A 22,634-nucleotide genomic window follows, 5' to 3' on the forward strand; every position below is an offset into this window, starting at 1 on the left:
GGTCGGTCCCTATGAACCCGGCCCTCGTCGTGACGCTGGCGGCTGCCGTCGTGGTGGTCGCGTCCGTCGTCGCCGTCGCCGTCTCGCTGTCCGGCCGGCGCCGCCTCCAGGCGCAGCTCGACGCGGCCCGGGCGGACGTCGACGCGCTGCGCTCGACCGTCGCGGACCTCGCCGCCGCCCCGCCCCCCGCCGCGCCCCCCGTCGCGCCCCCCGTCCCGGACGACGAGCCGGAGTTCGTGATCACCAGCCTGCCCGCCGGCTCGCCGCCTCGTCCCGACCGGGCCGGCACGGACCTCGCGGTCCCGGCCGGACAGTTCGCGTCCGTCGCGCTGGGGGAGTCCCTGGTCCGCGTGGTCTCCCTGGGCCACGGCGTACGACGGGCGCTGTCGGCCGAGAACCGCAACCGGATCCGGTTCGAGATCCGCCGCGAGGTCAAGCGGTCCCGCCGGCAGCGACGCCGTGAGGTCAAGGAGGCCCGGCGGCACCTCCGCACCGACCTGGCTCCCGGGCGCGACGAGGACGCCGCATGAGCCGGGCGCTGTGGTTCGCGGCCGGGGCGAGCGTCGGCGTCTACGCGATGACCAAGGCGCGCCGGGCCGCGGAGGCGTTCACTCCGGACGGACTGGCCGACCGCCTGGCCGGGCTGTCCGCGGGCCTGCGGGTCTTCGGGGACGAGGTCCGGGCCGGGATGGCCGAGAAGGAAATCGACTTGCGTGGGCACACCGGTCTCACGCTTCATGTACACACCCCCGAGCTGGCAGAGGGCGAGGCGGCCCGAGCCGTCCGCGGCCCGGCCGGCGGGGCAACGAGAGAGGGCAACGACTGATGGACACCGCGGAGATCCGCCGCCGGTTCCTGGCGCACTTCGAGGCGAACGGACACCACGCCGTGCCCTCGGCCCCGCTGCTCGTCGACGACCCCAACCTGCTGTTCGTGAACGCCGGCATGGTGCCCTTCAAGCCCTACTTCCTGGGCCAGGAGACGCCGCGGTGGAACCGGGCGGTGAGCGTGCAGAAGTGCGTGCGCACGCCGGACATCGAGGACGTCGGCAAGACCACCCGGCACGGCACGTTCTTCGAGATGTGCGGCAACTTCTCCTTCGGCGACTACTTCAAGGAGGGCGCCATCGAGCTCGCCTGGGACCTGGTCACCAAGTCCCGCGCCGACGGCGGCTGGGGGCTCGACGAGAGCCGGCTGTGGCCGAGCGTGTACGTCGACGACCCCGAGGCGGTCGCGCTGTGGCGCAAGGTCACCGGGCTGCCCGACGAGCGCATCGTGCGGCTCGGGAAGAAGGAGAACTACTGGTCCATGGGCGTGCCCGGCCCGGGCGGCCCGTGCTCGGAGATCCTCTACGACCGCGGCCCGGACTACGGTCCGGACGGCGAGTTCACCACCACCCAGCGCCTGGAGATGCCGACGAACCTCGAGGACCGCTACCTCGAGATCTGGAACCTCGTCTTCATGCAGGACGAGCTCAGCGCCGTGCGCAGCAAGGACGACTTCGACATCTCCGGCTCGCTGCCGAAGAAGAACATCGACACCGGCATGGGCCTCGAGCGGGTCGCGTTCCTGCTCCAGGGCAAGGACAACATGTACGAGATCGACGTGATGTTCCCGGTGATCGAGAAGGCGATGGAGCTCACCGGCAAGAAGTACGGCGCCGGCGGCCAGCAGGGCCACGAGGACGACGTACGGCTGCGGGTCGTGGCCGACCACGTGCGCAGCTCGATGATGCTGATCGGCGACGGGGTCACCCCCGGCAACGAGGCCCGCGGCTACGTCCTGCGCCGGCTGCTGCGCCGCGCCGTCCGCTCCATGCGCCTGCTCGGCTACGAGGACCGGGCGCTGCCGGAGCTGCTGCCGGTCAGCCGCGACACGATGAGCGAGACGTACGGCGAGCTGCAGCGTGACTGGGAGCGCATCTCCAGCGTGGCCTACGCCGAGGAGGACGCGTTCCGCCAGACGCTGCGCACCGGCACGACGATCTTCGACGTCGCCGCGCAGGGCGCGAAGGCCGGCGGCCAGACCCAGCTGTCCGGGACCAAGGCGTTCGCGCTGCACGACACCTACGGCTTCCCGATCGACCTGACGCTGGAGATGGCGTCCGAGCAGGGGCTCTCGGTCGACGAGGAGGGCTTCCGCCGGCTGATGACCGAGCAGCGCGACCGGGCGAAGGCGGACGCGCGCGCGAAGAAGGGCCAGCACTCCGACGCCCACTCCTACCGCGAGGTGTCCGACGCGATCGGCCAGGCGGTGGAGTTCACCGGCTACTCCGAGGTCGTCTCCGAGGCGACCGTGCGCGGCATCGTCGACGACTCGGGCGTGGCCTCCTCGGCGCGTGAGGGCGACGAGGTGGAGCTGGTCCTGGACCGCACCCCGTTCTACGCCGAGGGCGGTGGCCAGCTCGCCGACCAGGGCGTCATCGAGCTCGGCAACGGCGCCCGCCTGCAGGTGCTCGACGTGCAGTCCCCGATCCGCGGGCTGGTCGTGCACCAGGTCAGGGTGCTCAGCGGCGAGGTCACCGTCGGGCTCACCGGCCAGGCGCTCGTCGACATCGAGCGACGCAAGTCGATCAGCCGCGCGCACACCGCCACCCACATGGTGCACAAGGCGTTCCGCGAGGCGCTCGGCGACACCGCGACCCAGGCCGGGTCGGAGAACGCGCCCGGGCGGTTCCGGTTCGACTTCTCCGCGACCGGCGCGGTGCCGCTGTCCGCGATGGCGGACGTCGAGGCCCGGGTCAACGACCTGGTGCTCGCCGACCTCGGCGTGCACGCCGAGATCATGAGCCAGGACGAGGCCCGCAAGTCCGGCGCGATGGCGCTGTTCGGCGAGAAGTACGGCGACGAGGTGCGCGTGGTCTCCGTGGGGGACTGGGCGCGCGAGCTCTGCGGCGGCACGCACGCCGGCCGCTCCGGCCAGCTCGGCGTGATCAAGCTGCTCGGCGAGTCGTCGATCGGCTCCGGCGTCCGGCGCGTCGAGGCGCTCGTGGGCAGCGACGCCTACCGGTTCCTGGCGCGCGAGCACACGCTGGTGGCCCAGCTCAGCGAGGCCCTCAAGGCGCGTCCCGAGGAGCTGCCCGAGCGGGTCAACGACCTGGTGGAGCGGCTGCGCACCGCGGAGAAGGAGATCGAGCGGGTCCGCGTGCAGCAGCTGCTCGCGGCCGCCGGCGAGCTCGCCGCGCAGGCCAAGGACGTCTACGGGGTGGCGTTCGTCGGCCACCGCGCGGACGGCGCGGGCGCGGGCGACGTACGCAAGCTGGCCCTGGACATCCGCGGCCGGCTGCCCCACGGGGCGCCCGGCGTGGTCGCGATCATCGGCTCCAGCAACGGCAAGCCCGCCGTCGTGGTGGCCGTCAACGACGCCGCACGCTCGTGGGGGCTGTCCGCGAACGCGCTGGTCAAGGCGGCGGCGGTCGCGCTCGGCGGCAGCGGCGGCGGCAAGGACGACGTCGCCCAGGGCGGCGGCGCCGACGTGAGCAACGCCGACCAGGCACTGGTGGACGTCGAGCACGAGGTCGGCCGCGCGGCCACCCAGCGCTGAGGGCGGGACCGTGCGACGAGGGGTCCGGCTCGGGGTCGACGTGGGTGACGTGCGCATCGGCGTCGCCCGCTCCGACCCGGCGGGGCTGATCGCCACCCCGGTGGAGACCGTCCGGCGGGGCCCGGGTGACCTGGCCCGGCTGCGCCTGCTGGTCGGCGAGGAGGAGGCCGTCGAGGTGGTCGTAGGGCTGCCCCGCTCGCTGTCGGGCGGCGAGGGCCCGGCCGCGGTCAAGGTCCGGTCGTTCGCGGCCGAGATCGCCGCGGCCCTCGCGCCGGTGCCCGTGCGGCTCTGCGACGAGCGGCTGAGCACCGTCACCGCCGAGGCGGTGCTGCGCGGCCAGGGCAAGAAGGGCCAGAAGCGCCGCGCCGTGGTGGACCAGGCCGCGGCCGTGGTGATCCTGCAGAATGCACTGGAGACCGAGCGCGGCACGGGGGCCGCACCCGGGGAGCTGGTGCCGGCCGGGTAGCGTCTGGCGACCGAAGCAGGTCCGGCAGCAGCCGGGACGACCGGACGGCGGGCGGGGGCGCGTCGATATCAGTGAGGTTGAGCGGGCAGTTGAGCGATCTGGGACTCGAACTCGGGCACGAGAAGAAGCACCGACCCCGTCGGGGCCTCGGCTGCCTGGCCGTGCTGCTCGCGCTGGCCGTGCTGCTGGGCATCGGGTACGTCGCGTACTCCTACGGGATGACCGCGATCAAGGACAGGCTCGCCGGCCCGGAGGACTACTCCGGCGGGGGCACCGGCCAGGTGCTGGTCGAGGTCCAGGACGGTGACGCCGCCTCCGACATCGCCGCGACACTGAAGGACAAGGGCGTGGTGAAGTCCGTGCAGGCCTTCACCGACGCCGCCCGCAAGGACTCCCGGTCCGTGGGCATCCAGGTCGGCTTCTACGAGATGAGGAAGCAGATGTCGGCGTCCGCCGCACTCGCGGTGCTCGTCGACCCGGCCCACCGGATGCGCTCGGTGGTGACGGTCCCCGAGGGGTTCACGGTCGACCAGATCGTGGCGACCCTGGCCAAGAAGACCGACTTCTCGCGCAAGCAGTACGACAAGGTCCTCGCCCGTCCGGGCTCGATCGGGCTGCCGTCGTACGCCCACGGCAACGCGGAGGGCTACCTGTTCCCGGCGACCTACGAGCTGCCGCCGAACGCGACGCCGCGCTCGATCCTGACGATGATGGTCGACCGCTGGAGCCAGGCCGCCGAGGACGCCGACCTCACCGGCGCGGCCGAGCGGCTGGGCTACACGCCGGCCCAGCTGATGACCGTGGCCAGCCTGGTCGAGGCGGAGTCCAACCGGGACGCGGACCGCGGCAAGGTCGCCCGGGTGATCTACAACCGGCTCGAGGGCGACGCCACCAACCACCTGCTGCAGATCGACGCGGCCGTGAACTACGCGTTCGACCGAGACCTCGGCGTCGCGCTGACGACCGAGGACCTGCAGGTGGACTCGCCGTACAACACCTACAAGAACCCCGGGCTGCCGCCGACGCCGATCGAGGCGCCCGGCGACGCGGCCATCGCGGCGGCGGCGCACCCGACCCCGGGGCCGTGGGTCTACTACGTGACGGTCAACCTGCGCACCAGCGAGACCAAGTTCACCGAGAGCTACGACACGTTCTTGAAGTACAAGGCCGAGTTCAAGGAGTACTGCCGTACCCAGTCCGACGCCTGCTGACCCGGCCGTGAACCGCTGCGCCGTGCTCGGCAGCCCGATCGGGCACTCGCTCTCACCGCTCCTGCACCGGGAGGCGTACGCCGCGCTCGGGCTCGACTGGGTCTACGAGGCGCGCGTCGTGACCGAGCAGGGTCTCGCCGCGTTCCTCGCCGGAGTGGACGCCTCGTGGCGCGGCCTCTCGCTGACGATGCCGCTCAAGCGGGCGGTCCTGCCGCTGCTCGACGAGGTCAGCGAGCGGGCCCGGCAGGCCGGCGGCGCGAACACCGTCGTGCTCGCCGACGGGCGGCGCAGCGGGCACAACACCGACGTCCCCGGGATCAGCGCCGCGGTGCGCGAGCGGTACGACGGACCGGTCGGACGCGCCGTCGTGCTGGGCGGCGGAGCGACCGCGGCGTCCGCGGTGCTGGGGCTTGCGGACCTGGGCTGCCGGCACGTGACGCTGCTGGTGCGCGACGCCGGCCGGGCGGCCCTGACCGTCGCGGCGGCGGCCCGGCACCCGGACGGCCCGACGGTCGACGTACGCCCGCTGGCCGGGCCCGCCGGGCCCGCCGACGTGCTGGTGTCCACGATCCCGGCCGCCGCGCAGACCGCGGAGCTGCTCGCCCGGGTCGCGGACGTGCCGGTCGTCTTCGACGTGGTCTACGACCCCTGGCCGACGCCGCTCACGGTCGCCGCCGAGGAGGCCGGTCGCACCGTGGTGTCCGGCCTCGACCTGCTGGTGCACCAGGCGGTGCTCCAGGTGGAGCTGATGACCGGGCTGCCGGGCGCGCCGCTGGAGGCGATGCGCGAGGCCGGGCGGCGGGCGCTCGTGGCGCGCGGCTGAGGTGCCTCCCCAGCCGCGTGCGGTTCTGCCCGCGCCGGGCGACGTCAGCCACTAGGGTCGCGAGCTGTGACCTGGAACCTCGCGCCCGCGCTGGTGGCCGCCGCGTGGGGTGCCGCGTCCGGCGCGGTGCTGCCGCGGGTCATCGCGCGGCTGCCCGAGCCGGAGCCCGACCCGCTGGTGCCGGCCGAGGACGAGGCCGACTTCGCCCGGCCGGTCGACGACCCCAAGGAGCCGTACGCCGACCTGGCCCGGCTCCCGGGCCTGGCCTGGAAGCTGGCCGTCGTGTCCGCGGTCCTCGCCGGCCTGGCCGGCGCCCGGATCGGCTGGTCACCGGCGCTGCTGTTCCTGGGCTACCTCGTGCCGGTGGGCGTCGCCCTGGCCCTCGTGGACTGGCGCACGCGCTACCTGCCGACCCGGCTGATCGCGCCGTCGTACGTCGTGGTCGGGGTGCTGGTGCTGCTCGGGTCCGTGCTCACCCAGGACTGGCTGTCGCTGCGCTCCTCGGCGATCGGCTGGGTGGGCTGCTTCGCGGTGTTCTTCGTGATGTGGTTCATCAGCCCGGGATCGCTGGCCTACGGGGACGTCCGGCTCTCCGGCCTGCTCGGGCTGGCGGTCGGCTCGCTCGGCCTCGCCCAGCTGGTGCTCGGGATGTTCACCGGCTTCCTGCTCCTCGCCGTCGGCGGGATCGTGCTGTCGCTCGCGCGGGTCTTCCACCGGCGGCACATGCCGTTCGGCCCGTTCCTGCTGGCCGGGGCCTTCCTCGGTGCGGTCTTCCCCCTCCAGCTGCTGACCGCCTACGCGTGGACCGTCGAGGGCGTGAGCTCGCTGGTGGGCTCGGTGGTGGACGCCCTCTGAGGCGTCCGCGGGCCGCGTGAAAGACTGGCGCACATGCTGCGTTGGCTCACTGCAGGCGAGTCCCACGGCCCGGGACTGGTCGCCGTCCTCGAGGGTCTGCCCGCCCATGTCCAGGTGACCTCGGGAGACGTCGTCGACGCCCTGGCCCGCCGCCGGCTGGGCTACGGCCGCGGCGCCCGGATGAAGTTCGAGCAGGACCAGGTCGACATCATCGGCGGGCTGCGGCACGGGCGCAGCCTCGGCAGCCCGATCGCGATCCGGGTGGGCAACACCGAGTGGCCCAAGTGGGAGAAGGTCATGTCGGCCGACCCGGTCGACGAGGCCGAGCTCGAGGCCCTCGCCCGCAACGCGGCGCTGACCCGCCCCCGGCCCGGCCACGCCGACCTGGTGGGCATGCAGAAGTACGACTTCGACGAGGCCCGGCCGATCCTGGAGCGCGCCTCGGCCCGGGAGACCGCCGCCCGGGTCGCGCTCGGCGCGGTCGCCACCAAGTTCCTCGAGCAGGCCATCGGCGCGGAGGTCGTCTCGCACGTCGTCGCGATCGGGACGGCCCGGGCGCCCTCCGGCTCGGTCCCGGCCGCGTCCGACGTGGCGGCGCTCGACGCCGACCCGGTGCGCTGCCTCGACGCCGACGGGAGCTTGGCCATGCAGGCCGAGATCGACCAGGCGCACGCCGACGGGGACACCCTGGGCGGTGTCGTGGAGGTCGTCGTGCACGGCCTCCCGCCCGGCCTCGGGTCGCACGTGCACTGGGACCGCCGTCTCGACGCACGACTGGCCGGCGCGCTGATGGGCATCCAGGCCATCAAGGGCGTGGAGGTCGGCGACGGCTTCGAGCTCGCCGCCACCCCTGGCTCGCGGGCGCACGACGAGATCGTCGGCACCGAGGACGGGATCCGGCGCACGTCGGGCCGCTCCGGCGGCACCGAGGGCGGGATGTCCACGGGGGAGGTGCTGCGGGTGCGTGCCGCGATGAAGCCGATTGCGACGGTGCCCCGCGCGCTGCGCACCATCGACGTGTCCACCGGCGAGGCCGCGGTCGCCAACCACCAGCGCTCCGACGTGTGCGCGGTGCCGGCGGCCGGGATCGTCGCCGAGGCCATGGTCGCGCTGGTGCTGGCCGACGTCGTGCTGGAGAAGTTCGGCGGCGACTCGGTCGGGGAGACCCGGCGCAACGTGGAGGGCTATCTGTCCTCGCTGAGCTTCCGGTGAGCGCCGACCCCACGACGCCGCGGGTGGTCCTGGTCGGCCCGATGGGCGCCGGGAAGACCACGGTCGCCGACCTGCTCGGCCGGCGCTGGGGCCTCAGCGTCCGCGACACCGACCACGACGTCGAGACCGCCGCCGGCAAGTCGATCTCCGACATCTTCGTCGACGACGGCGAGGTGGCGTTCCGGGCCCTGGAGCGGGCCGCGGTGACCGCCGCGCTGGAGGCGCACGCCGGCGTGCTGGCGCTGGGCGGGGGAGCGGTGCTCGACGACGACACCCGGGCCGCGCTGGCCGGGCACCGGGTGGTCTTCCTCGAGGTGGGCCTCTCCGACGCCGTCAAGCGGGTCGGGCTCGGCATCACCCGCCCGCTGCTGATGGGCAACATGCGGGCCAGGATCAAGGCGCTGCTCGACGAGCGGCTGCCGGTCTACCGCGAGGTCGCCTCGCTGACCGTGCACACCGACGGCCGCACTCCGCAGGACGTCGCCGACGAGGTCGCCCGGCTGGTCGAGGCCGCCGAGCGGACACAGGAGGACGCATGACCGACCGCACCGTGCTGCACGTGGCCGGGGGAGCGCCGTACGACGTGGTCGTGGGCAGCGGGCTGCTCGGCGAGCTGCCGGGGATGCTCGGCGAGGGCGTCCGCCGCGTCGCGGTGATCCACCCGCGCGCGCTGGCCGCGACCGGCGAGGCGATCCGTGCCGACCTCTCCGCGCAGGGCTACGACGCCCACGGCATCGAGATCCCGGACGGCGAGGAGGCCAAGCTCGCGCCGGTCGCGTCGTTCTGCTGGCAGGTGCTCGGCCAGACCGGGTTCACCCGCAGCGACGCCGTCGTGACCGTCGGGGGCGGCTCGACCACCGACATGGGCGGCTTCGTGGCCGCCACCTGGTTGCGCGGGGTCAAGGTCATCCACCTGCCCACCACCCTGCTGGCGATGGTCGACGCGGCCGTCGGCGGCAAGACCGGGATGAACACCACCGAGGGCAAGAACCTCGTCGGCGCCTTCCACGAGCCCGCCGGCGTGCTGTGCGACCTGGCCACCTTGGAGTCGCTGCCGCGCAACGAGCTGATCAGCGGCCTGGCCGAGGTGGTCAAGTGCGGCTTCATCGCCGACCCGGCGATCCTCGACCTGGTGGAGTCCGACCCGGTCGCGGCCATCGAGCCCGACTCGGCCGTGCTCCGCGAGCTGATCGAGCGGGCCCTCCGCGTGAAGATCGACGTGGTCGTCGACGACCTGAAGGAGACCGGCGGCGCGGGCGGGCACCCCGGGCGGGAGATGCTCAACTACGGGCACACCCTCGGGCACGCGATCGAGCGTGCGGAGCGCTACAACTTCCGGCACGGCGCCGCCGTCGCGATCGGGATGACGTTCGTCTCCGAGCTGGCCCGGCTGGCCGGGCGCCTCGACGAGGCGACCGCCGAGCGGCACCGGACGGTGCTCGAGCTGGTCGGCCTGCCCACCACCTACCGCGGTGCCGAGTGGGGCCAGCTGCTCGAGGCGATGAAGGTCGACAAGAAGACCCGCGGGGACCAGCTGCGGTTCGTGGTCCTCGACGGGCTCGCCCGACCCTCTATCCTGACCGCGCCGGACCCGGCCCTGCTGACCGCGGCGTACGCCGAGATCACCCCCGACCCGCGCTGACCCGCCCCACCGCCAGGAGGACAGATGCCCGGATCCGCGTCCCGCGTGCTGGTGCTGAACGGTCCGAACCTCGGCCGGCTCGGCTCCCGCGAGCCCGAGGTGTACGGCGCCACGACCTACGACGACCTGGTGCGGGTGTGCACCGCCGACGGCGCGACGCTCGGCCTGTCCGTCGAGGTCCGGCAGACCGACTCCGAGGCCGAGCTGGTCGGCTGGCTGCACGAGGCCGCGGACGCCGGCACGCCGGTCGTGCTCAACCCGGCGGCGTTCACGCACTACAGCTACGCGCTCCGGGACGCCTGCGCCCAGCTGACGGCACCGCTCGTCGAGGTGCACATCACCAACCCGCACACCCGCGAGGAGTTCCGGCACACGTCGGTCGTCTCCGGGGTGGCCACCGGGGTGATCGCCGGGTTCGGGATCGGGTCCTACCGGCTGGCGCTGCGGGCGCTGCTGTCGCTGTGAGGTCCTGCGGGACGGTGCGGTTTCGGGCACTCCGGAGCTGTCGCTAGACTGGACCGCTGGCCGCCCGGCGGCCACCCGCACGCGTTGACACCAGAAGACGACACTCCCCAGAGACAGGGCACCGACACCGCATGGCAACCACCAACGACCTCAAGAACGGCATGGTTCTCAACCTCGACGGGCAGCTGTGGTCCGTCATCTGGTTCCAGCACCACAAGCCCGGCAAGGGTGGCGCCGTCGTCCGCACGAAGCTGAAGAACATCGGGTCCGGCAAGACCGTGGACAAGACCTTCAACGCCGACGTCAAGGTCGAGATCGCCAACGTCGACAAGCGGACGATGCAGTACCTCTACAACGACGGCACGTCCTACGTCTTCATGGACACCTCGTCCTACGAGCAGACCGAGGTCTCCCCGGAGATCGTCGGCGACGCCAAGAACTTCCTTCTGGAGAACCAGGACGCGATCGTGGCGACCAACGACGGCGCCGTGCTCTACATCGAGCTGCCCGCGTCGGTCGAGCTGCTCGTGGAGTACACCGAGCCCGGCCTGCAGGGTGACCGCTCCACCGGCGGCACCAAGCCCGCGCGCCTCGAGACCGGCCACGAGATCAACGTCCCGCTCTTCATCGTCACCGGCGAGAAGATCAAGGTGGACACGCGCGACAGCAGCTACCAGGGTCGCGTCAGCTCCTGATGAGCGCCCGAACCAAGGCCCGCAAGAGGGCCCTCGACGTGCTCTTCGAGTGCGAGGTCCGCGGCCTGCCGCTCGGCGCCACCCTCGACGAGCGGGTGGTTGCCGCGGACCCGCCGGTCAACGAGTACACCGTCGCGCTGATCCGCGGGATCGCCGAGCACCAGGCGCGCATCGACGAGCTGGTGTCGACCTACGCCCAGGGCTGGTCGCTCGAGCGGATGCCCGCCGTCGACCGCAACGCGCTGCGGATCGGCGTGTTCGAGGTGATGTACGTCGACGAGGTTCCCGACGCGGTGGCCGTCAGCGAGGCGATGGTCCTGGTCCGGGACCTGTCCACCGACGAGTCGCCGAACTTCGTCAACGGGGTCCTCGGCAACATCGTCCGGAACAAGCCGGCGCTGTCCGCCTGACCCTCCCCGGCCGCCGGCCGGCGGCTCAGGCGGGCACGACGAGCTGCTGCAGGGCCCACCGGTTGCCGTCGGGGTCCTCGAAGCGGACGAACCGGCCCCAGGGCAGGTCGTCCACGCCCTCGGCCGCGACGTCGCGCTCGCGCAGGTAGGCCAGCGCCTCGTCGGCGTCCTCGACGACGACCTGGATCATCTGCCGCTGGCCGTCGGCGAGCATCTCCAGGCCGGTGCCGAAGCAGATCGAGCACGCCGAGCCGGGCGGGGTGACCTGCACGAAGCGCAGGCCCTCGTGGACGGTCCGGTCGTGGTCGACGGGCCAGCCGACCTGGTCGCCGTAGAACGCGACGGCGCGGTCGACGTCGCTGACCGCGAGCGGGACGAGCTCGATCCTGAAGTCCATGGCGGTGCCTCCTCTGGAAGTGTCCGGATCCCCAGGCTAGGAGCGACCACCGACAGTCAGGCGCTCACGTCGGCCGAGCGACGTGAGCGCCTGACAGGTGCGGCTCAGGCGGCCGGCTTGCCGTAGACCTCGATCTCGGTGAGGTCGGTGTACTGGCAGCCCGAGAACGCGCCGCCGGGGCAGCTGGTGGCGAACTCCGGCGTCTGGTTCCCGAGGATCGTGAACCGGACGTAGCGGGCCGTCGCCGAGCCGCCGGCCGGGGTGAGCGGGTTGAGCCGTCCCCGGTCCGACGCGGTGAAGGTGCCCGAGGCGGCCGGCGTCCACGTGGTGCGGTCGGTGGAGGTCTCGACGGAGTACTGGCCGGTCGAGGCGCTCCCGCCGTCCCCGCAGGTGGCCGACGGGTCGACCGCGATCTCGGTGATCGCCACGGTCTGCTTCAGGTCGATCACGATGTTCTTCGGGCGGAACACGTTGGTGGCCGTCCCGTCGTCGTCACCGGTCGTGCTGCCCCAGCCCGTGGCCTGGCTGTTGTCGATGGCCTGGGCCGGACCGCAGGCCGGCCCGAAGTCGGGGCCGGTGAACGAGTCGATGGTCGCACCGCCGCTGGAGGCGGCGTAGTCGCGACGCAGCGAGAAGTTCTTGACGGTGCCGCGCGGGGTGACGTCCACCGGGGTGGTCGCCGGGTCGTAGCCCGCGCCGCTGGCGGTCAGCTTGGCGTAGCTGCCCACCGGGACGTCGGCGATCGTGTAGCTGCCGTCGGTCGCGGTGACGGCGGACGGGTTCGCCGTGCCGTTGCCGCCCTGGAAGGCCAGCGTCACGGTGATCCCCGGGGCGGGCTTGCCGCTGTCCAGGTCGGTGACCGTGCCGGTGATCGACGAGGTCCGCACGGAGGCCGGGGGCCGGTGGAAGTCGGCGCCGGGAGCGGAGTCGTCCCCGCCGAGGCTGCCGGCGTAGTAGCCCATCCCGCGGTTCGCGAAGACCTTCCAGATGGCGTCGGAGTCCCGGCCGCCGAACTTCACGGTGTCGGCGGACAGGAGGGCGTTGCGCTCGTCGAGGAACGACGGGTTCGACGGGGAGAGCTCCATGGCCCGGGTGACCAGGGCCTCGGTCCGCGTGGACCCGAGGGCGTCGCGCAGGTCCCAGAGGGTCTGCGACCAGATCTCGCCGTCCGCGTGCACCTCGGGGCTGCCGATCACCTGGCCGTAGTCGGCGTAGGTGTAGCCGCCGGTGTGGCCGGTCGCGCCGCCGGTGCAGGCCGCCGTGGTGTCGCCGACCTTGCAGTCGAGCGGCTCGGTGCGGTCCACGGCGGTGCCGGCTCCGTCGTACTGGAAGAGCACGATGTCGGCGGTGCCGCGGGCGTCGCGCTGCAGGCCCTGGTCCACGAGGTAGTCCATGGCGTACCAGTCGCTCCAGGCCTCGCCCATCGACCCGGCCTGCACCTCGCCGAGGGTGGAGTTGCCGGACGCGTCGACGACCAGCCGGTTCGACAGGCCGTGGGTGTACTCGTGGTAGACGGTGTCCGCCTCGTCCCCGACGTTGGTCGGGGAGAACGGGTCCTCGTCGGGGTACGCCGTGCCGGGCTGGTGCTGGAGGTACATCTGCATCGTCGGCGCCTGCCCGTCGGGCGGGGTGCTCATGTTCGCGTTGTCGATGTGCGAGCCGTCGGGCAGCCCGGCGGCGGTGTTCGCGCCGTCGTCGGTCTGGGTGTCGACGGCGTCACCGGCGACCCCGCCGCGGGTGCTGTTGCGGAGCTGGAAGTTGCCGGCCGCCTCGGTGAAGCCGATCGGCCCGTCGAGCAGGTGGTCGTGCCAGTTGTTGACGTAGAAGAACACCTGCGCGACGTTCTGGGCCCGGTTGGCCTGCCAGGAGTAGGGCACGTTCGGGTCCCACGAGCAGGGGTAGGGGTTGTCGCAGAACGACACGCCCGGCACCGAGAACGGCTTGAGCGCGTAGTCCCAGCGGTGCCCGGCGGAGGGCGCGGCCTCCTCGGTGCCCTGGGAGACGTTGTCGTCGTTCACGTCGGAGTAGGCGTGCGAGTTGTTGCCGGACAGCTTGGTGGCGTTGCGGTCCAGCCAGCCCTTGGCCGTGTAGTCGACCGAGACCTGGCTGCCGCCGCGCGGCGCGCGCGGGAAGTACTGGTAGGCCAGCCCGCCGCTGCCGGCCTTCGGCGCGTCCAGCTTGTCGGTGGAGGTGGCGTCCGAGGACAGCGGGCGGCGGAACAGCAGCCCCCCGGTGTGCGCGTCGAGGACCGTCAGGGTCGGGTGCGCGGCCGACATGGTGACCGTGCTCCAGCCGAGGTGGGTGCCGGTGCGGGTCACGAACAGCACCTGGTGGGCGGTGTCGCGCGCCCCGGGGGCGGCGGGGTCGCCCTGCTCCGTGCGGGCCGCGGAGATGGCCTGGTCCCCGGTGTCGAGCCGGGTCGCGGACGCGGGGGCGGCGGCCGCCTCGGAGACCGGCGAGCCGCCGAGGCTGACCAGCCGTCCGTCGTCGGTGACCGCGGACTGCAGGCCGTTGCCGAAGACGTCGACGCCGCCGACCTTCTGCGTCCACGACAGGTGGTGGGTGCCGTCGACGTCGACGTAGTCGCGGCGCAGGTGGAAGGTCTTGAGGTCCTTGCTGCTGAGGCCGAGCGCGTCGTGGTGGTCGGCGACGTACCCGAGGGTGACCTTGGCGGCCCCCTGCGAGCTGCGGCCGGTCAGGAAGCCGTCCAGCCGGGTCAGCAGGCGCGGCGTCCCGGTGGCTCCGTCCAGGTCGAGGAGCGCCTGGTCGCCGAGGGACCCCCGCAGCCGGCGGGTCTCGGGACGTGAGGCGGCGCGCGCGGCGTCGCGCAGCAGGGCGGCCCGGGCCTTGTCCCCGCTGCCCCGCCGGGCGTCGAACCCGCCGCGGGCGTCGGCGCCCGGGTCGGTCTGCTGCTCGGCCCCGGCCCGCGGCCGGTGCTGGCCGGCGGCGAACGAGGCGGTGGTGGTGGACACGCCGGTGACGACGGCGAGCAGTCCGGCGGTGAGCGCGATGGCGGAGCGATGGCGTCGGTGGCGCAGCTGCATCTGGAGTTTTCCCCTCGGAGGCGCGACGGGTCCCGGTGTCTCGAGACCCGGCGGTCACTCTTCCCGGAAGATCGCGTGCCCACAAGGTGCAGAACGCAACTTTTCCCGTGGAACGGGACGTCAGAGGCGAATCCGCAGGGCGGCGAGCCGCTCGTAGGCGGGCCGGCAGGCCTCCGCGACGTCGGCGTCGTGCCGGCCCAGCGCCACCTCGCGCGGGCGCCACGGCTCGAAGCCGGTCGAGCGCCACACCGCGTCGTACCAGTACGGCGCCCACACCCCGTCGCTGCTGCGCGGACCCGCCGGCCAGGCCAGCATCCTCGGCGTGAACCCGATCCCGAGCCAGTCGCACAGCCAGCGCAGGTGCGCCTCCGGGTCGCGCAGGAAGTCGCCGGCGTCGATCACCGGGGGAGTGCCGTCACCGGACCGGAGTGCGTCGAGGAGCCGGACCTGCTGGAGCAGGCCGATGTCCTCGGGCTCGCAGGACTCCCGCGAGCGCACGTAGGACGCGACCACCTCGGCCGGGTCGCGGATCAGCAGCACGTTGCGGAAGTCCCGGGTCCAGGACAGGTCCATGTCGTCGGCGAGGTGGTGGGTCATCTGCTTCGAGTAGTGCACGCCGACCCCGTCGGGCAGGGGCGCGTGCAGCGCGGCGACCACCTCGGTCGGGTCGGTGGGCTGGGAGGCGATCACCGTCTCCCGGCCGGGGTGGTCGATCCCGGTGCGCAGCAGGTAGGCGGCGTAGAACGGCTCGTCGACGACGACGGTGTCCCCGCGGTTCTCCCAGGAGCGCATCATCGCGGTGCTCACGTTGCGGGGGCCGCTCCACATCGCCACCCGCGTCACGTGGCTCATGGCGCCGACCGGCCCGCGACGTCCGCGTCGACCAGGTCGACGTACATCTGCTGCAGGCGCTCGACGACCGGGCCGCGCGCCCCGGCGCCGATGGTGCGCCCGTCCACGGTCCGCACCGGTACGACGCCCGCGAACGTCCCGGTCACGAAGGCCTCCTGCGCGCTGTAGACGTCGGTGAGGCTGAACGTCGTCTCCCGGGCGGTGATCCCGCCGGCACGGCACATCGCGAGGACGTTCCCGCGGGTGATCCCGCCGAGGCAGAACCGGCCGTCGGAGGTCCACACCTCCGGTTCCTCCGGCGTGCCCTTCACGACGAAGAAGTGCGTGCTGTTGCAGGTCGCCACGAAGCCGTGCGGGTCGAGCATCAGCGCCTCGTCCGCGCCGGCGGTGTAGGCCTGGATGCACGCGGTGATGTCGTTGAGCTTGCTGTGCGAGTTGAGCTTGGGGTCGAGGGTGTCGGGGTAGGCCCGGCGCACGTGCGTGGTGAACAGCGTGATGCCGTGGGTCACGGTGTCCGGTATCGCCTCCTTGTGCTCGGCGATGATCACCACGGTCGCCGGGCCGACGGTCACCCGCGGGTCCTGGTAGGGCGTCGCCTTCACGCCGCGGGTCACCATCAGCCGCACGTGCACGCCGTCGACCATGTCGTTGGCGCGCAGGGTGTCGTAGATCGCGGAGGTGAGCTCGGCACGGGTCAGCCCGATGTCCATCAGGATCGCCTGGGCGCCCTCGTAGAGCCGGTCCAGGTGGGTCTCCAGGAACGCCGGGTGCCCGCCGCGCACCCGCAGCCCCTCCCAGACGCCGTCGCCGAGCACGAAGCCCGAGTCGAAGACCGAGACCACCGCGCGCTCGCGGGGCAGCAGCTCCCCGTTCACCCAGATCCTGATCGCGGCGTTGCGGGGGTCGTCGTCGTAGTCGTGCGTGCCGCGAGCCATGCCCGCAGCCTAGGAGCCGGGGCTTGCCAGGGGTGACAGGCTGGCGGGCATGACTTCGGAGAGCCGGCAGGTGGACGTGGTGGTCGTGGGGCTCGGGCCGGGCGGGGAGTCGGCAGCGACCCAGCTCGCGCGGGCCGGGCTCTCGGTCGTCGGGGTGGACCGCCGGCTGGTCGGCGGCGAGTGCCCGTACTACGGCTGCATCCCGAGCAAGATGATGATCCGCGCCGCCGACGTGCTGGCCGAGGCCCGGCGGGTCGCGGACCTCGCCGGCGCGAGCACGGTGACGCCGGACTGGTCGCCGGTGCACGCCCGGATCCGCGACGAGGCGACCACCGACTGGGACGACCAGGCGGCCGTCGACCGGCTCGAGGACGCCGGCGTCACGTTCGTGCGCGGTGCGGCCCGGCTCACCGGCCCCCGGACCGTGGAGGTGGACCCCTCGACAGGCTCAGGACAAGGGGCGGTGCGGTACACCGCCACGCGGGGCGTGGTGCTGAACACCGGCACGGACCCCTCGGCGCCACCCGTCGACGGGCTGGCGGGCACGCCCTTCTGGACCAACCGGGACGCGGTGCGGCTGGCCGACCTGCCCGCCTCGCTGATCGTGGTCGGCGGCGGCGCGATCGGCGCCGAGATGGCACAGGCGTTCTCCCGGTTCGGGGTGCGGGTCACGCTGCTCGAGGTGGCCGACAGGATCCTCGCTCCCGAGGAGCCCGAGTCGAGCGCGCTGGTCGCCGACGTGTTCGCCAAGGAGGGCATCCAGGTGCTGGCCGGCGCGACGATCTCCTCGGTGTCCTACGCCGAGGGCCGGTTCACCGTCGAGGTGGACGGGCAGTCGCTGCACGCGGACAAGCTGCTGGTCGCGGCCGGTCGCCGCCCGGCGCTCGCCGGTCTCGGGCTGGACACGGTCGGCCTGGACCCGGAGGCCCGCTCGATCGACACCGACGAGCGGCTGCGGGCCACCGGCGCCGAGGGCCTGTGGGCGATCGGCGACATCACCGGCAAGGGCGCGTTCACGCACATGTCGATGTACCAGGCCGCCGTCGCGGTGCGCGACATCCTCGGCCAGGACGGGCCGCCGGCGACGTACCACGCGGTGCCGCACGTGACCTTCACCGATCCCGAGGTCGGCTCGGTCGGGATGACCGAGCAGCAGGCCCGCGACGCCGGCCTCTCGGTGCGGGTCGGTACGACGGACCTCGCCTCGTCCACGCGCGGCTGGATCGCCCGCGCCGAGGGCCTGGTCAAGCTCGTCGAGGACGCCGACCGGGGGTGCTGGTCGGGGCCACGGCCGTCGGCCCGAGCGGGGGGAGAGGTGCTGTCGATGCTGGTCACCGCGGTGCACGCGGAGATCCCGACCGACACCCTGAGGTCGATGATCTACGCCTACCCGACCTTCCACCGGGCCGTCGAGGACGCCCTGTCCAGCCTGGCCTGAGGGCCGCCGGGCCGCCATGTCGGTCCATGTCGCGACATCCGGGCGGGCTGGTCCGAACGGGTCCACCGGACCACCCGTCGAGTCATGGACATCGGGTCGCGGCCGGTTCAGACTTGACGTGCAACGACGGCCGGGACCCCGCCATCGATCAAGGTGACGCGAGGGGTGTTGACCATGACGATGAACAAGAACCGGTCGCCGGACGGCTACGCGCTCCACGACCAGCCGGGCGTGACGACGACCCACCCACCCGTCCTGTCCCTGTCGGTCGACCGCCCGTGCGGGTGGTCGGTGCTGGCGGCCTCCGGCGAGATGGACACCGCGTGCGCCGGGGTGCTGAGGTCCCTGCTGTCGGCCGCGGGGCCGAACGTGGTGGTGGACCTGCGTGAGGTGACCTTCATGGACGCCAGCGGTCTCGGCGTGCTCGCCACCAGCGGGCACATCGCGCGGCGGCTCGGCGGCGCGGTGCGGCTCGTCGGTCCGTCGCACCAGGTCCGCCGGGTGCTGTCGCTGACCCTCCTGGACCGGGTGCTGCCGATCTACGACGACCTGCAGGAAGCGTTGACCGCTGCCTAGGCGTCCACCGGGGCCAGCAGCGTGCGGGTCCACACGTCGGTGACCAGCGCGGCGTACCCCTCGGCGCCGCCGCCGCGGCTGGTGACGAGCAGGTAGTACTCCGGGCCGTTCATCGACCACACCAGGTCGGCGACCTGGTCGTCGGTGAGGTCGGCCCGCAGCTCGCCGGTCCCGCGCAGGTCCCGGGCGAACAGCCGCATGTTCGCGGCGCGGCGCTCGGTCAGCCCCTCCCACACCGCCCGGCACGCGTCGTCGGTGGTGGCCGCGACCCGCAGCGCGTCGGCGAGCGGGACGGTCCCGGGCAGCAGCCGGCCGAGCGCGGCGGCGTACACCTCGATCTTGGCGCGGGCGCCGGTGGCGTCCCGGACCGCGCGGACGTAGTCGCGCTGCTCGGCCGGCACCGGCTCGTCCGTGCCGCCGAGCACCATGTCGTGCACCGCGAGCAGCAGCTGCGGCTTGCGGCCGACCGACGCGTAGACGGTGTCCACCGACACCCCCGCCCGGCGGGCGACCTCGCTGACGGCGGTGCCGGGGTAGCCGTGGCCCACGAACAGGTCCCGGGCGGCCAGCAGCACCGCCCGGCGGGTGGCGGCCGCCTGGGCCTGGCGGCGCTCGGAGCGGTAGGTGCGGGTCTTGACCGGGTCGGGCACGCGTCCTACCGTACATTATTCGTCCGAAGTCAGTTCGGACCAAAAGCATCGGAGCAGCCATGACCGCCGAAGCCACCGCCAGCGGGGTCGTCGTCCACCGGGCCGGCAGCGGTCCGGGCACCTGGGCGATGGGGTCGCTGTTCGAGCACCTGGTCTCCGCCGGCCAGAGCGACGGGCGGCTCGGGATGTCGCTGGTCACCCAGCCGCCGGGGACCGCGACGCCGCTGCACCGGCACACCCGCGAGGCCGAGGCGCTGTTCCTGCTCGAGGGCCGGATCAGCTACCGGGCCGGCGAGGACCTGCACGAGCTCGAGGACGGCGCCTTCCTGTTCCTGCCGCAGGGCCTGCCGCACGCGTTCCGGGTCCGGGGCGCCGCGCCGGCCCGGTTCCTGGCACTGACCGTGCCCGGCGGCCTGATGGGCCTGTACGACGAGGTGGGGATCCCCGCGCAGGCGATGCGGCTGCCCGGTCCCGACGGGCTGCCGATGGCCGAGGAGATCGCCCGGTGGAACGAGGTCGGGCCGCGCTACGGGCTCGAGGTCGTCGGCCCGCCGGTGCCGGAGTAGCCGCGACACCCGGCGCCCACCGGCGCAGGTCCCGGCTCCGGCCCCGAGGTCTGGGTAACGTCGCCGCCACCAGGCCTCGCCGAGATCAGGGGACCCCATGTCCGGGACACGTCGTCGCATCCTGCTCGCCACGCTGGTGGCGGCACTCACCTGCACCCTCGCCGCCCCCGCGCAGGCCCTGCCCGTCCAGGGCCGCGACGGGCACCGGGAGGCCGCCGCGCCGCGGACGCGGCTCGCCGCCCTGACCGACCGGCGGGGGCCGAACCCACGGGTCGCCTACTACGACCGGCGGTCCCACCGGCTGCACGACGGCCACCGCTCGATCCCGGTGCGGTTCCCCGGCGCGCTCACCCAGCTCGCCGCGGTGCGCGGCGGCTACGTCGTGGTGAACACGCTCTCCGACCTCGACGCGCGCACGACCTTCCGCTTCGTCAACCGGCTCGGTCGCTCGCGGGTGGTCGGGCACGGCTGGTTCGCCTACCTCACCGCCGTGTCCGCCGACGGGCGGCGCATCGCCTACTCCACCGGTGGCGCGCGGCGCACGTCGGTGGTCCGGGTGGCCGACGGCAGGACCGTCTCGCGGATGTTCACCGGCGGCGGAGACGTGGTCGCGCTGGGTCGGGTCCGCGCCCTGGTCGACGTGGGCGGGCACACCGTCTGGTGGACCCCGCGCACCGACCGGGTCACGCACTACGCCGACGACGAGGCGTACGCCGCCGACCTCTCGGCCCGGCGCGTCGCGATGCTCCAGGGCGACACCTCGCTGACCTACGTCGGGTCGTTCCCGCGGGGCAGCCTGCCGTCGTGGCGGCTGCCGGACACCGAGCGGGTCGCCCGGTTCTCCGGGACCGACCGCCGGGTGCTCACGCTCGGCCACCAGGACCGTCGCCCGACCAGCAACTACACGCTGGTGCGGCTGCGCAGCACCCGCACCGGCGACGTACGACGGACGTTCCTGGGCCGCCTCGACCCGGTGCAGGACCCGCGCTGGGAGGACGCCCGGACCTTCCTCGCGCTGGTCAAGGCCCGGCACCGGCCGCCCGGCACGATCCGCGAGGCGTGGCTGCGGTGCACCGTCGGCGGGCGCTGCGAGCGGGCCAGCCGGGTGTTCACGCTGGACGCGACCAGCGGCGAGCAGTCGCCGCTGGTGCTGGCCCTGCAGCGCACCGGCTGAGCCGTCTCACCGGGGCGGTGCCGGGTCGTCGCGTCCGCCGGCCGGCTGCTACCGTGACGCCCGATCGACACATCCTTTAACGAGCCGTCCTGTGAGGCGGAGAAGGAGGTTCGGCTGCTCGTGCCTGCCCCGCCACTGCCTTCGGCCCCGACCGGCCCCGCCCCGCGCGTGGTGATGGACCCCCGTGACGTCTCCCGGGCCCTCACCCGCATCGCGCACGAGATCCTCGAGCGCAACAAGGGCGCCGCCGACCTCGTCCTGCTCGGCATCCCGAGCCGCGGCGTGCCGCTCGCCCAGCGCGTCGCCGCGAAGATCGCGGCCGTCGAGGGCGTCGACGTCGCCGTCGGCTCGCTGGACGTGACGATGTACCGCGACGACCTGCGGATGCGGCCGGCCCGCACCCTGCTGCCCACAGAGATCCCGCACGGCGGCATCGACGGCAAGGTGGTCGTGCTGGTCGACGACGTGCTGTTCTCCGGGCGCACGATCCGCGCCGCCCTCGACGCGATGAACGACGTGGGCCGTCCGCGGGCGGTCCGGCTCGCCGTGCTGGTGGACCGCGGCCACCGCGAGCTGCCGATCCGCGCCGACTTCGTCGGCAAGAACCTGCCCACGTCCCTGGTCGAGTCGGTCCGCGTGCGGCTCGCGGAGTTCGACGGCGAGGACGCGGTGACGATCTCCGGGACGCCGGGCGCCGTGACCACCCGCGACGAGAACGAGGAGCAGCGATGAAGCGCCACCTGCTGAGCGCCGGCGACCTGACGCGCGCGGACGCCGAGCTGGTGCTGGCCACCGCCGAGGAGATGCGGTCGCTGGCCGACCGGCCGATCAAGAAGCTGCCCGCGCTGCGCGGCCGCACCGTGGTGAACCTGTTCTTCGAGGACAGCACCCGCACCCGGATCTCGTTCGAGGCGGCCGCCAAGCGGCTCTCGGCCGACGTCATCAACTTCTCCGCGAAGGGCTCCTCGCTGTCCAAGGGCGAGAGCCTCAAGGACACCTCGCTGACCCTGGAGGCGATGGGGGCCGACGCGGTCGTCGTCCGGCACTGGGCGTCGGGGGCGCCGCACCTGCTGGCCAACGCCGGCTGGTCGAAGAGCTCGGTGGTCAACGCCGGCGACGGCACCCACGAGCACCCGACCCAGGCGCTGCTCGACGCGTTCACGATGTGGCGGCACCTCGGCAACCTCGACGGCCGCCGGGTCGCGATCGTCGGCGACGTGCTGCACAGCCGGGTGGCCCGCTCCAACGCCCTGCTGCTCAAGACGCTCGGCGCCGAGGTCACCCTCGTCGCGCCGCCGACCCTGCTGCCGGTGGGCATCGAGGGCTGGGACGTGGAGACGTCCTACGACCTCGACGCGGTGCTGCCCAAGGCAGACGTGGTGATGATGCTGCGGGTGCAGCGCGAGCGGATGACCCTGCAGGGCGGCGGGTTCTTCCCGACGGCGCGCGAGTACAGCCGCCGCTACGGCCTGGACGGGCGCCGGATGGACACCCTGCTGGACCACACGATCGTGATGCACCCCGGCCCGATGATCCGCGGCATGGAGATCACCGCCGACGTCGCCGACTCCAAGCGGTCGGTGATCGTCGAGCAGGTCACCAACGGCGTCGCGGTCCGGATGGCGGTGCTCTACCTCCTGCTCGGCGGCTCCGAGCCGGCCCTCTCGACCCCCCTCCCGA

Annotated in this window: 23 protein-coding genes and 1 pseudogene; 19 read left to right on the plus strand and 5 right to left on the minus strand. The window is 73.3% G+C overall.

Annotated elements, in window-relative coordinates; translation table 11 throughout:
- Positions 1 to 11 precede the first annotated feature (11 nt).
- The 13 genes from KRR39_RS06350 (at position 12) to nusB (ending at position 11,322) form a co-directional block, all read left to right on the plus strand.
- Complete coding sequence (locus KRR39_RS06350) at positions 12 to 530, plus strand: hypothetical protein (RefSeq protein WP_216941235.1); 519 nt, start codon at positions 12 to 14, stop codon at positions 528 to 530.
- Complete coding sequence (locus tag KRR39_RS06355; RefSeq protein WP_216941236.1) at positions 527 to 826, plus strand: DUF6167 family protein; 300 nt, start codon at positions 527 to 529, stop codon at positions 824 to 826. Before KRR39_RS06350 ends, KRR39_RS06355 begins: the two co-directional genes overlap by 4 nt.
- Positions 826 to 3,543, plus strand: coding sequence for an alanine--tRNA ligase (alaS, locus tag KRR39_RS06360; RefSeq protein ID WP_216941237.1), 2,718 nt, complete (start codon positions 826 to 828; stop codon positions 3,541 to 3,543). The genes KRR39_RS06355 and alaS overlap by 1 nt, the downstream gene beginning before the upstream one ends.
- A 10-nt stretch (positions 3,544 to 3,553) precedes the next feature.
- Positions 3,554 to 4,009, plus strand: a complete 456-nt coding sequence (gene ruvX / locus KRR39_RS06365) for a Holliday junction resolvase RuvX (RefSeq protein WP_216941238.1) — start codon at positions 3,554 to 3,556, stop codon at positions 4,007 to 4,009.
- An 89-nt stretch (positions 4,010 to 4,098) separates the two neighbouring features.
- The gene (gene mltG / locus KRR39_RS06370; RefSeq protein ID WP_216941239.1) at positions 4,099 to 5,220 is read left to right on the plus strand and encodes an endolytic transglycosylase MltG; all 1,122 of its coding nucleotides are present in this window, start codon (positions 4,099 to 4,101) and stop codon (positions 5,218 to 5,220) included.
- Positions 5,221 to 5,227: 7 nt separating this feature from the next.
- Positions 5,228 to 6,043 carry a shikimate dehydrogenase gene (locus KRR39_RS06375; protein ID WP_216941240.1) on the plus strand — a complete coding sequence of 272 codons (816 nt, stop codon included), beginning with the start codon at positions 5,228 to 5,230 and terminating at the stop codon, positions 6,041 to 6,043.
- Between the two features lie 66 nt (positions 6,044 to 6,109).
- Positions 6,110 to 6,898, plus strand: coding sequence for an A24 family peptidase (locus KRR39_RS06380; RefSeq protein WP_216941241.1), 789 nt, complete (start codon positions 6,110 to 6,112; stop codon positions 6,896 to 6,898).
- Between the two features lie 33 nt (positions 6,899 to 6,931).
- On the plus strand, positions 6,932 to 8,110 hold the full coding sequence (gene aroC, locus KRR39_RS06385; protein ID WP_216941242.1) for a chorismate synthase: 1,179 nt from the start codon (positions 6,932 to 6,934) through the stop codon (positions 8,108 to 8,110).
- A complete protein-coding gene (locus KRR39_RS06390; RefSeq protein WP_436972036.1) occupies positions 8,107 to 8,649 on the plus strand; it encodes a shikimate kinase in 543 nt (180 codons plus the stop codon). Before aroC ends, KRR39_RS06390 begins: the two co-directional genes overlap by 4 nt.
- Positions 8,646 to 9,752 carry a 3-dehydroquinate synthase gene (aroB, locus tag KRR39_RS06395; protein WP_216941243.1) on the plus strand — a complete coding sequence of 369 codons (1,107 nt, stop codon included), beginning with the start codon at positions 8,646 to 8,648 and terminating at the stop codon, positions 9,750 to 9,752. Before KRR39_RS06390 ends, aroB begins: the two co-directional genes overlap by 4 nt.
- Before the next feature lie 24 nt (positions 9,753 to 9,776).
- On the plus strand, positions 9,777 to 10,217 hold the full coding sequence (aroQ, locus tag KRR39_RS06400; protein ID WP_216941244.1) for a type II 3-dehydroquinate dehydratase: 441 nt from the start codon (positions 9,777 to 9,779) through the stop codon (positions 10,215 to 10,217).
- Between the two features lie 131 nt (positions 10,218 to 10,348).
- Positions 10,349 to 10,912, plus strand: a complete 564-nt coding sequence (gene efp, locus KRR39_RS06405; protein WP_216941245.1) for an elongation factor P — start codon at positions 10,349 to 10,351, stop codon at positions 10,910 to 10,912.
- Complete coding sequence (gene nusB / locus KRR39_RS06410) at positions 10,912 to 11,322, plus strand: transcription antitermination factor NusB (protein ID WP_216941246.1); 411 nt, start codon at positions 10,912 to 10,914, stop codon at positions 11,320 to 11,322. The genes efp and nusB overlap by 1 nt, the downstream gene beginning before the upstream one ends.
- Before the next feature lie 25 nt (positions 11,323 to 11,347).
- Here nusB and KRR39_RS06415 read toward each other — a convergent pair whose 3' ends face one another.
- From KRR39_RS06415 to KRR39_RS06430, 4 genes are all read right to left on the minus strand, one after another.
- The gene (locus KRR39_RS06415) at positions 11,348 to 11,719 is read right to left on the minus strand and encodes a VOC family protein (RefSeq protein ID WP_216941247.1); all 372 of its coding nucleotides are present in this window, start codon (positions 11,717 to 11,719) and stop codon (positions 11,348 to 11,350) included.
- A 104-nt stretch (positions 11,720 to 11,823) separates the two neighbouring features.
- Positions 11,824 to 14,763, minus strand: a complete 2,940-nt coding sequence (locus KRR39_RS06420) for a M36 family metallopeptidase (RefSeq protein WP_216941248.1) — start codon at positions 14,761 to 14,763, stop codon at positions 11,824 to 11,826.
- Positions 14,764 to 14,883: 120 nt separating this feature from the next.
- Positions 14,884 to 15,615: a sulfotransferase-like domain-containing protein gene (locus KRR39_RS06425; protein WP_216941249.1), complete on the minus strand. Its 732-nt coding sequence runs from the start codon at positions 15,613 to 15,615 to the stop codon at positions 14,884 to 14,886.
- On the minus strand, positions 15,612 to 16,550 hold the full coding sequence (locus KRR39_RS06430; RefSeq protein ID WP_216941250.1) for an aminotransferase class IV: 939 nt from the start codon (positions 16,548 to 16,550) through the stop codon (positions 15,612 to 15,614). Before KRR39_RS06430 ends, KRR39_RS06425 begins: the two co-directional genes overlap by 4 nt.
- 49 nt (positions 16,551 to 16,599) lie before the next feature.
- Between KRR39_RS06430 and KRR39_RS06435 the strand changes: the two genes are divergently transcribed.
- Both KRR39_RS06435 and KRR39_RS06440 read left to right on the plus strand, forming a co-directional pair.
- Entirely contained in the window at positions 16,600 to 17,988 is a 1,389-nt protein-coding gene (locus tag KRR39_RS06435; RefSeq protein WP_216941251.1) for a dihydrolipoyl dehydrogenase family protein, read from the plus strand.
- 174 nt (positions 17,989 to 18,162) lie between these two features.
- A complete protein-coding gene (locus KRR39_RS06440) occupies positions 18,163 to 18,564 on the plus strand; it encodes an STAS domain-containing protein (RefSeq protein ID WP_216941252.1) in 402 nt (133 codons plus the stop codon).
- On the opposite strand, the gene KRR39_RS06445 is transcribed toward KRR39_RS06440, so the two are convergent.
- Positions 18,561 to 19,214, minus strand: coding sequence for a TetR/AcrR family transcriptional regulator (locus KRR39_RS06445; protein WP_216941253.1), 654 nt, complete (start codon positions 19,212 to 19,214; stop codon positions 18,561 to 18,563). The two genes, KRR39_RS06440 and KRR39_RS06445, sit on opposite strands and share 4 nt — an antisense overlap.
- 59 nt (positions 19,215 to 19,273) lie before the next feature.
- On the opposite strand from KRR39_RS06445, the gene KRR39_RS06450 reads away from it, so the two are divergent.
- From KRR39_RS06450 to KRR39_RS06465, 4 genes and pseudogenes are all read left to right on the plus strand, one after another.
- A complete protein-coding gene (locus tag KRR39_RS06450) occupies positions 19,274 to 19,780 on the plus strand; it encodes a cupin domain-containing protein (protein WP_216941254.1) in 507 nt (168 codons plus the stop codon).
- A 97-nt stretch (positions 19,781 to 19,877) separates the two neighbouring features.
- Positions 19,878 to 20,954, plus strand: a complete 1,077-nt coding sequence (locus tag KRR39_RS06455) for a hypothetical protein (RefSeq protein WP_216941255.1) — start codon at positions 19,878 to 19,880, stop codon at positions 20,952 to 20,954.
- Between the two features lie 135 nt (positions 20,955 to 21,089).
- Positions 21,090 to 21,686, plus strand: a complete 597-nt coding sequence (gene pyrR / locus KRR39_RS06460; RefSeq protein ID WP_302053579.1) for a bifunctional pyr operon transcriptional regulator/uracil phosphoribosyltransferase PyrR — start codon at positions 21,090 to 21,092, stop codon at positions 21,684 to 21,686.
- A pseudogene (locus tag KRR39_RS06465) lies at positions 21,683 to 22,624 on the plus strand (aspartate carbamoyltransferase catalytic subunit); the annotation flags it as partial. The gene pyrR and the pseudogene KRR39_RS06465, both read left to right, overlap by 4 nt.
- Positions 22,625 to 22,634: the final 10 nt, after the last annotated feature.

This window comes from Nocardioides panacis, assembly GCF_019039255.1.
Lineage (GTDB): Bacteria > Actinomycetota > Actinomycetes > Propionibacteriales > Nocardioidaceae > Nocardioides_B > Nocardioides_B panacis.

Bases quoted from the DNA above. Each gene is read 5' to 3' on its own strand.
- KRR39_RS06350 (WP_216941235.1), top strand. From the start codon at position 12: ATGAACCCGGCCCTCGTCGTGACGCTGGCGGCTGCCGTCGTGGTGGTC.
- KRR39_RS06355 (WP_216941236.1), top strand. From the start codon at position 527: ATGAGCCGGGCGCTGTGGTTCGCGGCCGGGGCGAGCGTCGGCGTCTAC.
- alaS (WP_216941237.1), top strand. From the start codon at position 826: ATGGACACCGCGGAGATCCGCCGCCGGTTCCTGGCGCACTTCGAGGCG.
- aroC (WP_216941242.1), top strand. From the start codon at position 6,932: ATGCTGCGTTGGCTCACTGCAGGCGAGTCCCACGGCCCGGGACTGGTC.
- aroB (WP_216941243.1), top strand. From the start codon at position 8,646: ATGACCGACCGCACCGTGCTGCACGTGGCCGGGGGAGCGCCGTACGAC.
- aroQ (WP_216941244.1), top strand. From the start codon at position 9,777: ATGCCCGGATCCGCGTCCCGCGTGCTGGTGCTGAACGGTCCGAACCTC.
- efp (WP_216941245.1), top strand. From the start codon at position 10,349: ATGGCAACCACCAACGACCTCAAGAACGGCATGGTTCTCAACCTCGAC.
- nusB (WP_216941246.1), top strand. From the start codon at position 10,912: ATGAGCGCCCGAACCAAGGCCCGCAAGAGGGCCCTCGACGTGCTCTTC.
- KRR39_RS06415 (WP_216941247.1), bottom strand. From the start codon at position 11,719: ATGGACTTCAGGATCGAGCTCGTCCCGCTCGCGGTCAGCGACGTCGAC.
- KRR39_RS06420 (WP_216941248.1), bottom strand. From the start codon at position 14,763: ATGCAGCTGCGCCACCGACGCCATCGCTCCGCCATCGCGCTCACCGCC.
- KRR39_RS06425 (WP_216941249.1), bottom strand. From the start codon at position 15,615: ATGAGCCACGTGACGCGGGTGGCGATGTGGAGCGGCCCCCGCAACGTG.
- KRR39_RS06430 (WP_216941250.1), bottom strand. From the start codon at position 16,550: ATGGCTCGCGGCACGCACGACTACGACGACGACCCCCGCAACGCCGCG.
- KRR39_RS06435 (WP_216941251.1), top strand. From the start codon at position 16,600: ATGACTTCGGAGAGCCGGCAGGTGGACGTGGTGGTCGTGGGGCTCGGG.
- KRR39_RS06440 (WP_216941252.1), top strand. From the start codon at position 18,163: ATGACGATGAACAAGAACCGGTCGCCGGACGGCTACGCGCTCCACGAC.
- KRR39_RS06450 (WP_216941254.1), top strand. From the start codon at position 19,274: ATGACCGCCGAAGCCACCGCCAGCGGGGTCGTCGTCCACCGGGCCGGC.
- KRR39_RS06455 (WP_216941255.1), top strand. From the start codon at position 19,878: ATGTCCGGGACACGTCGTCGCATCCTGCTCGCCACGCTGGTGGCGGCA.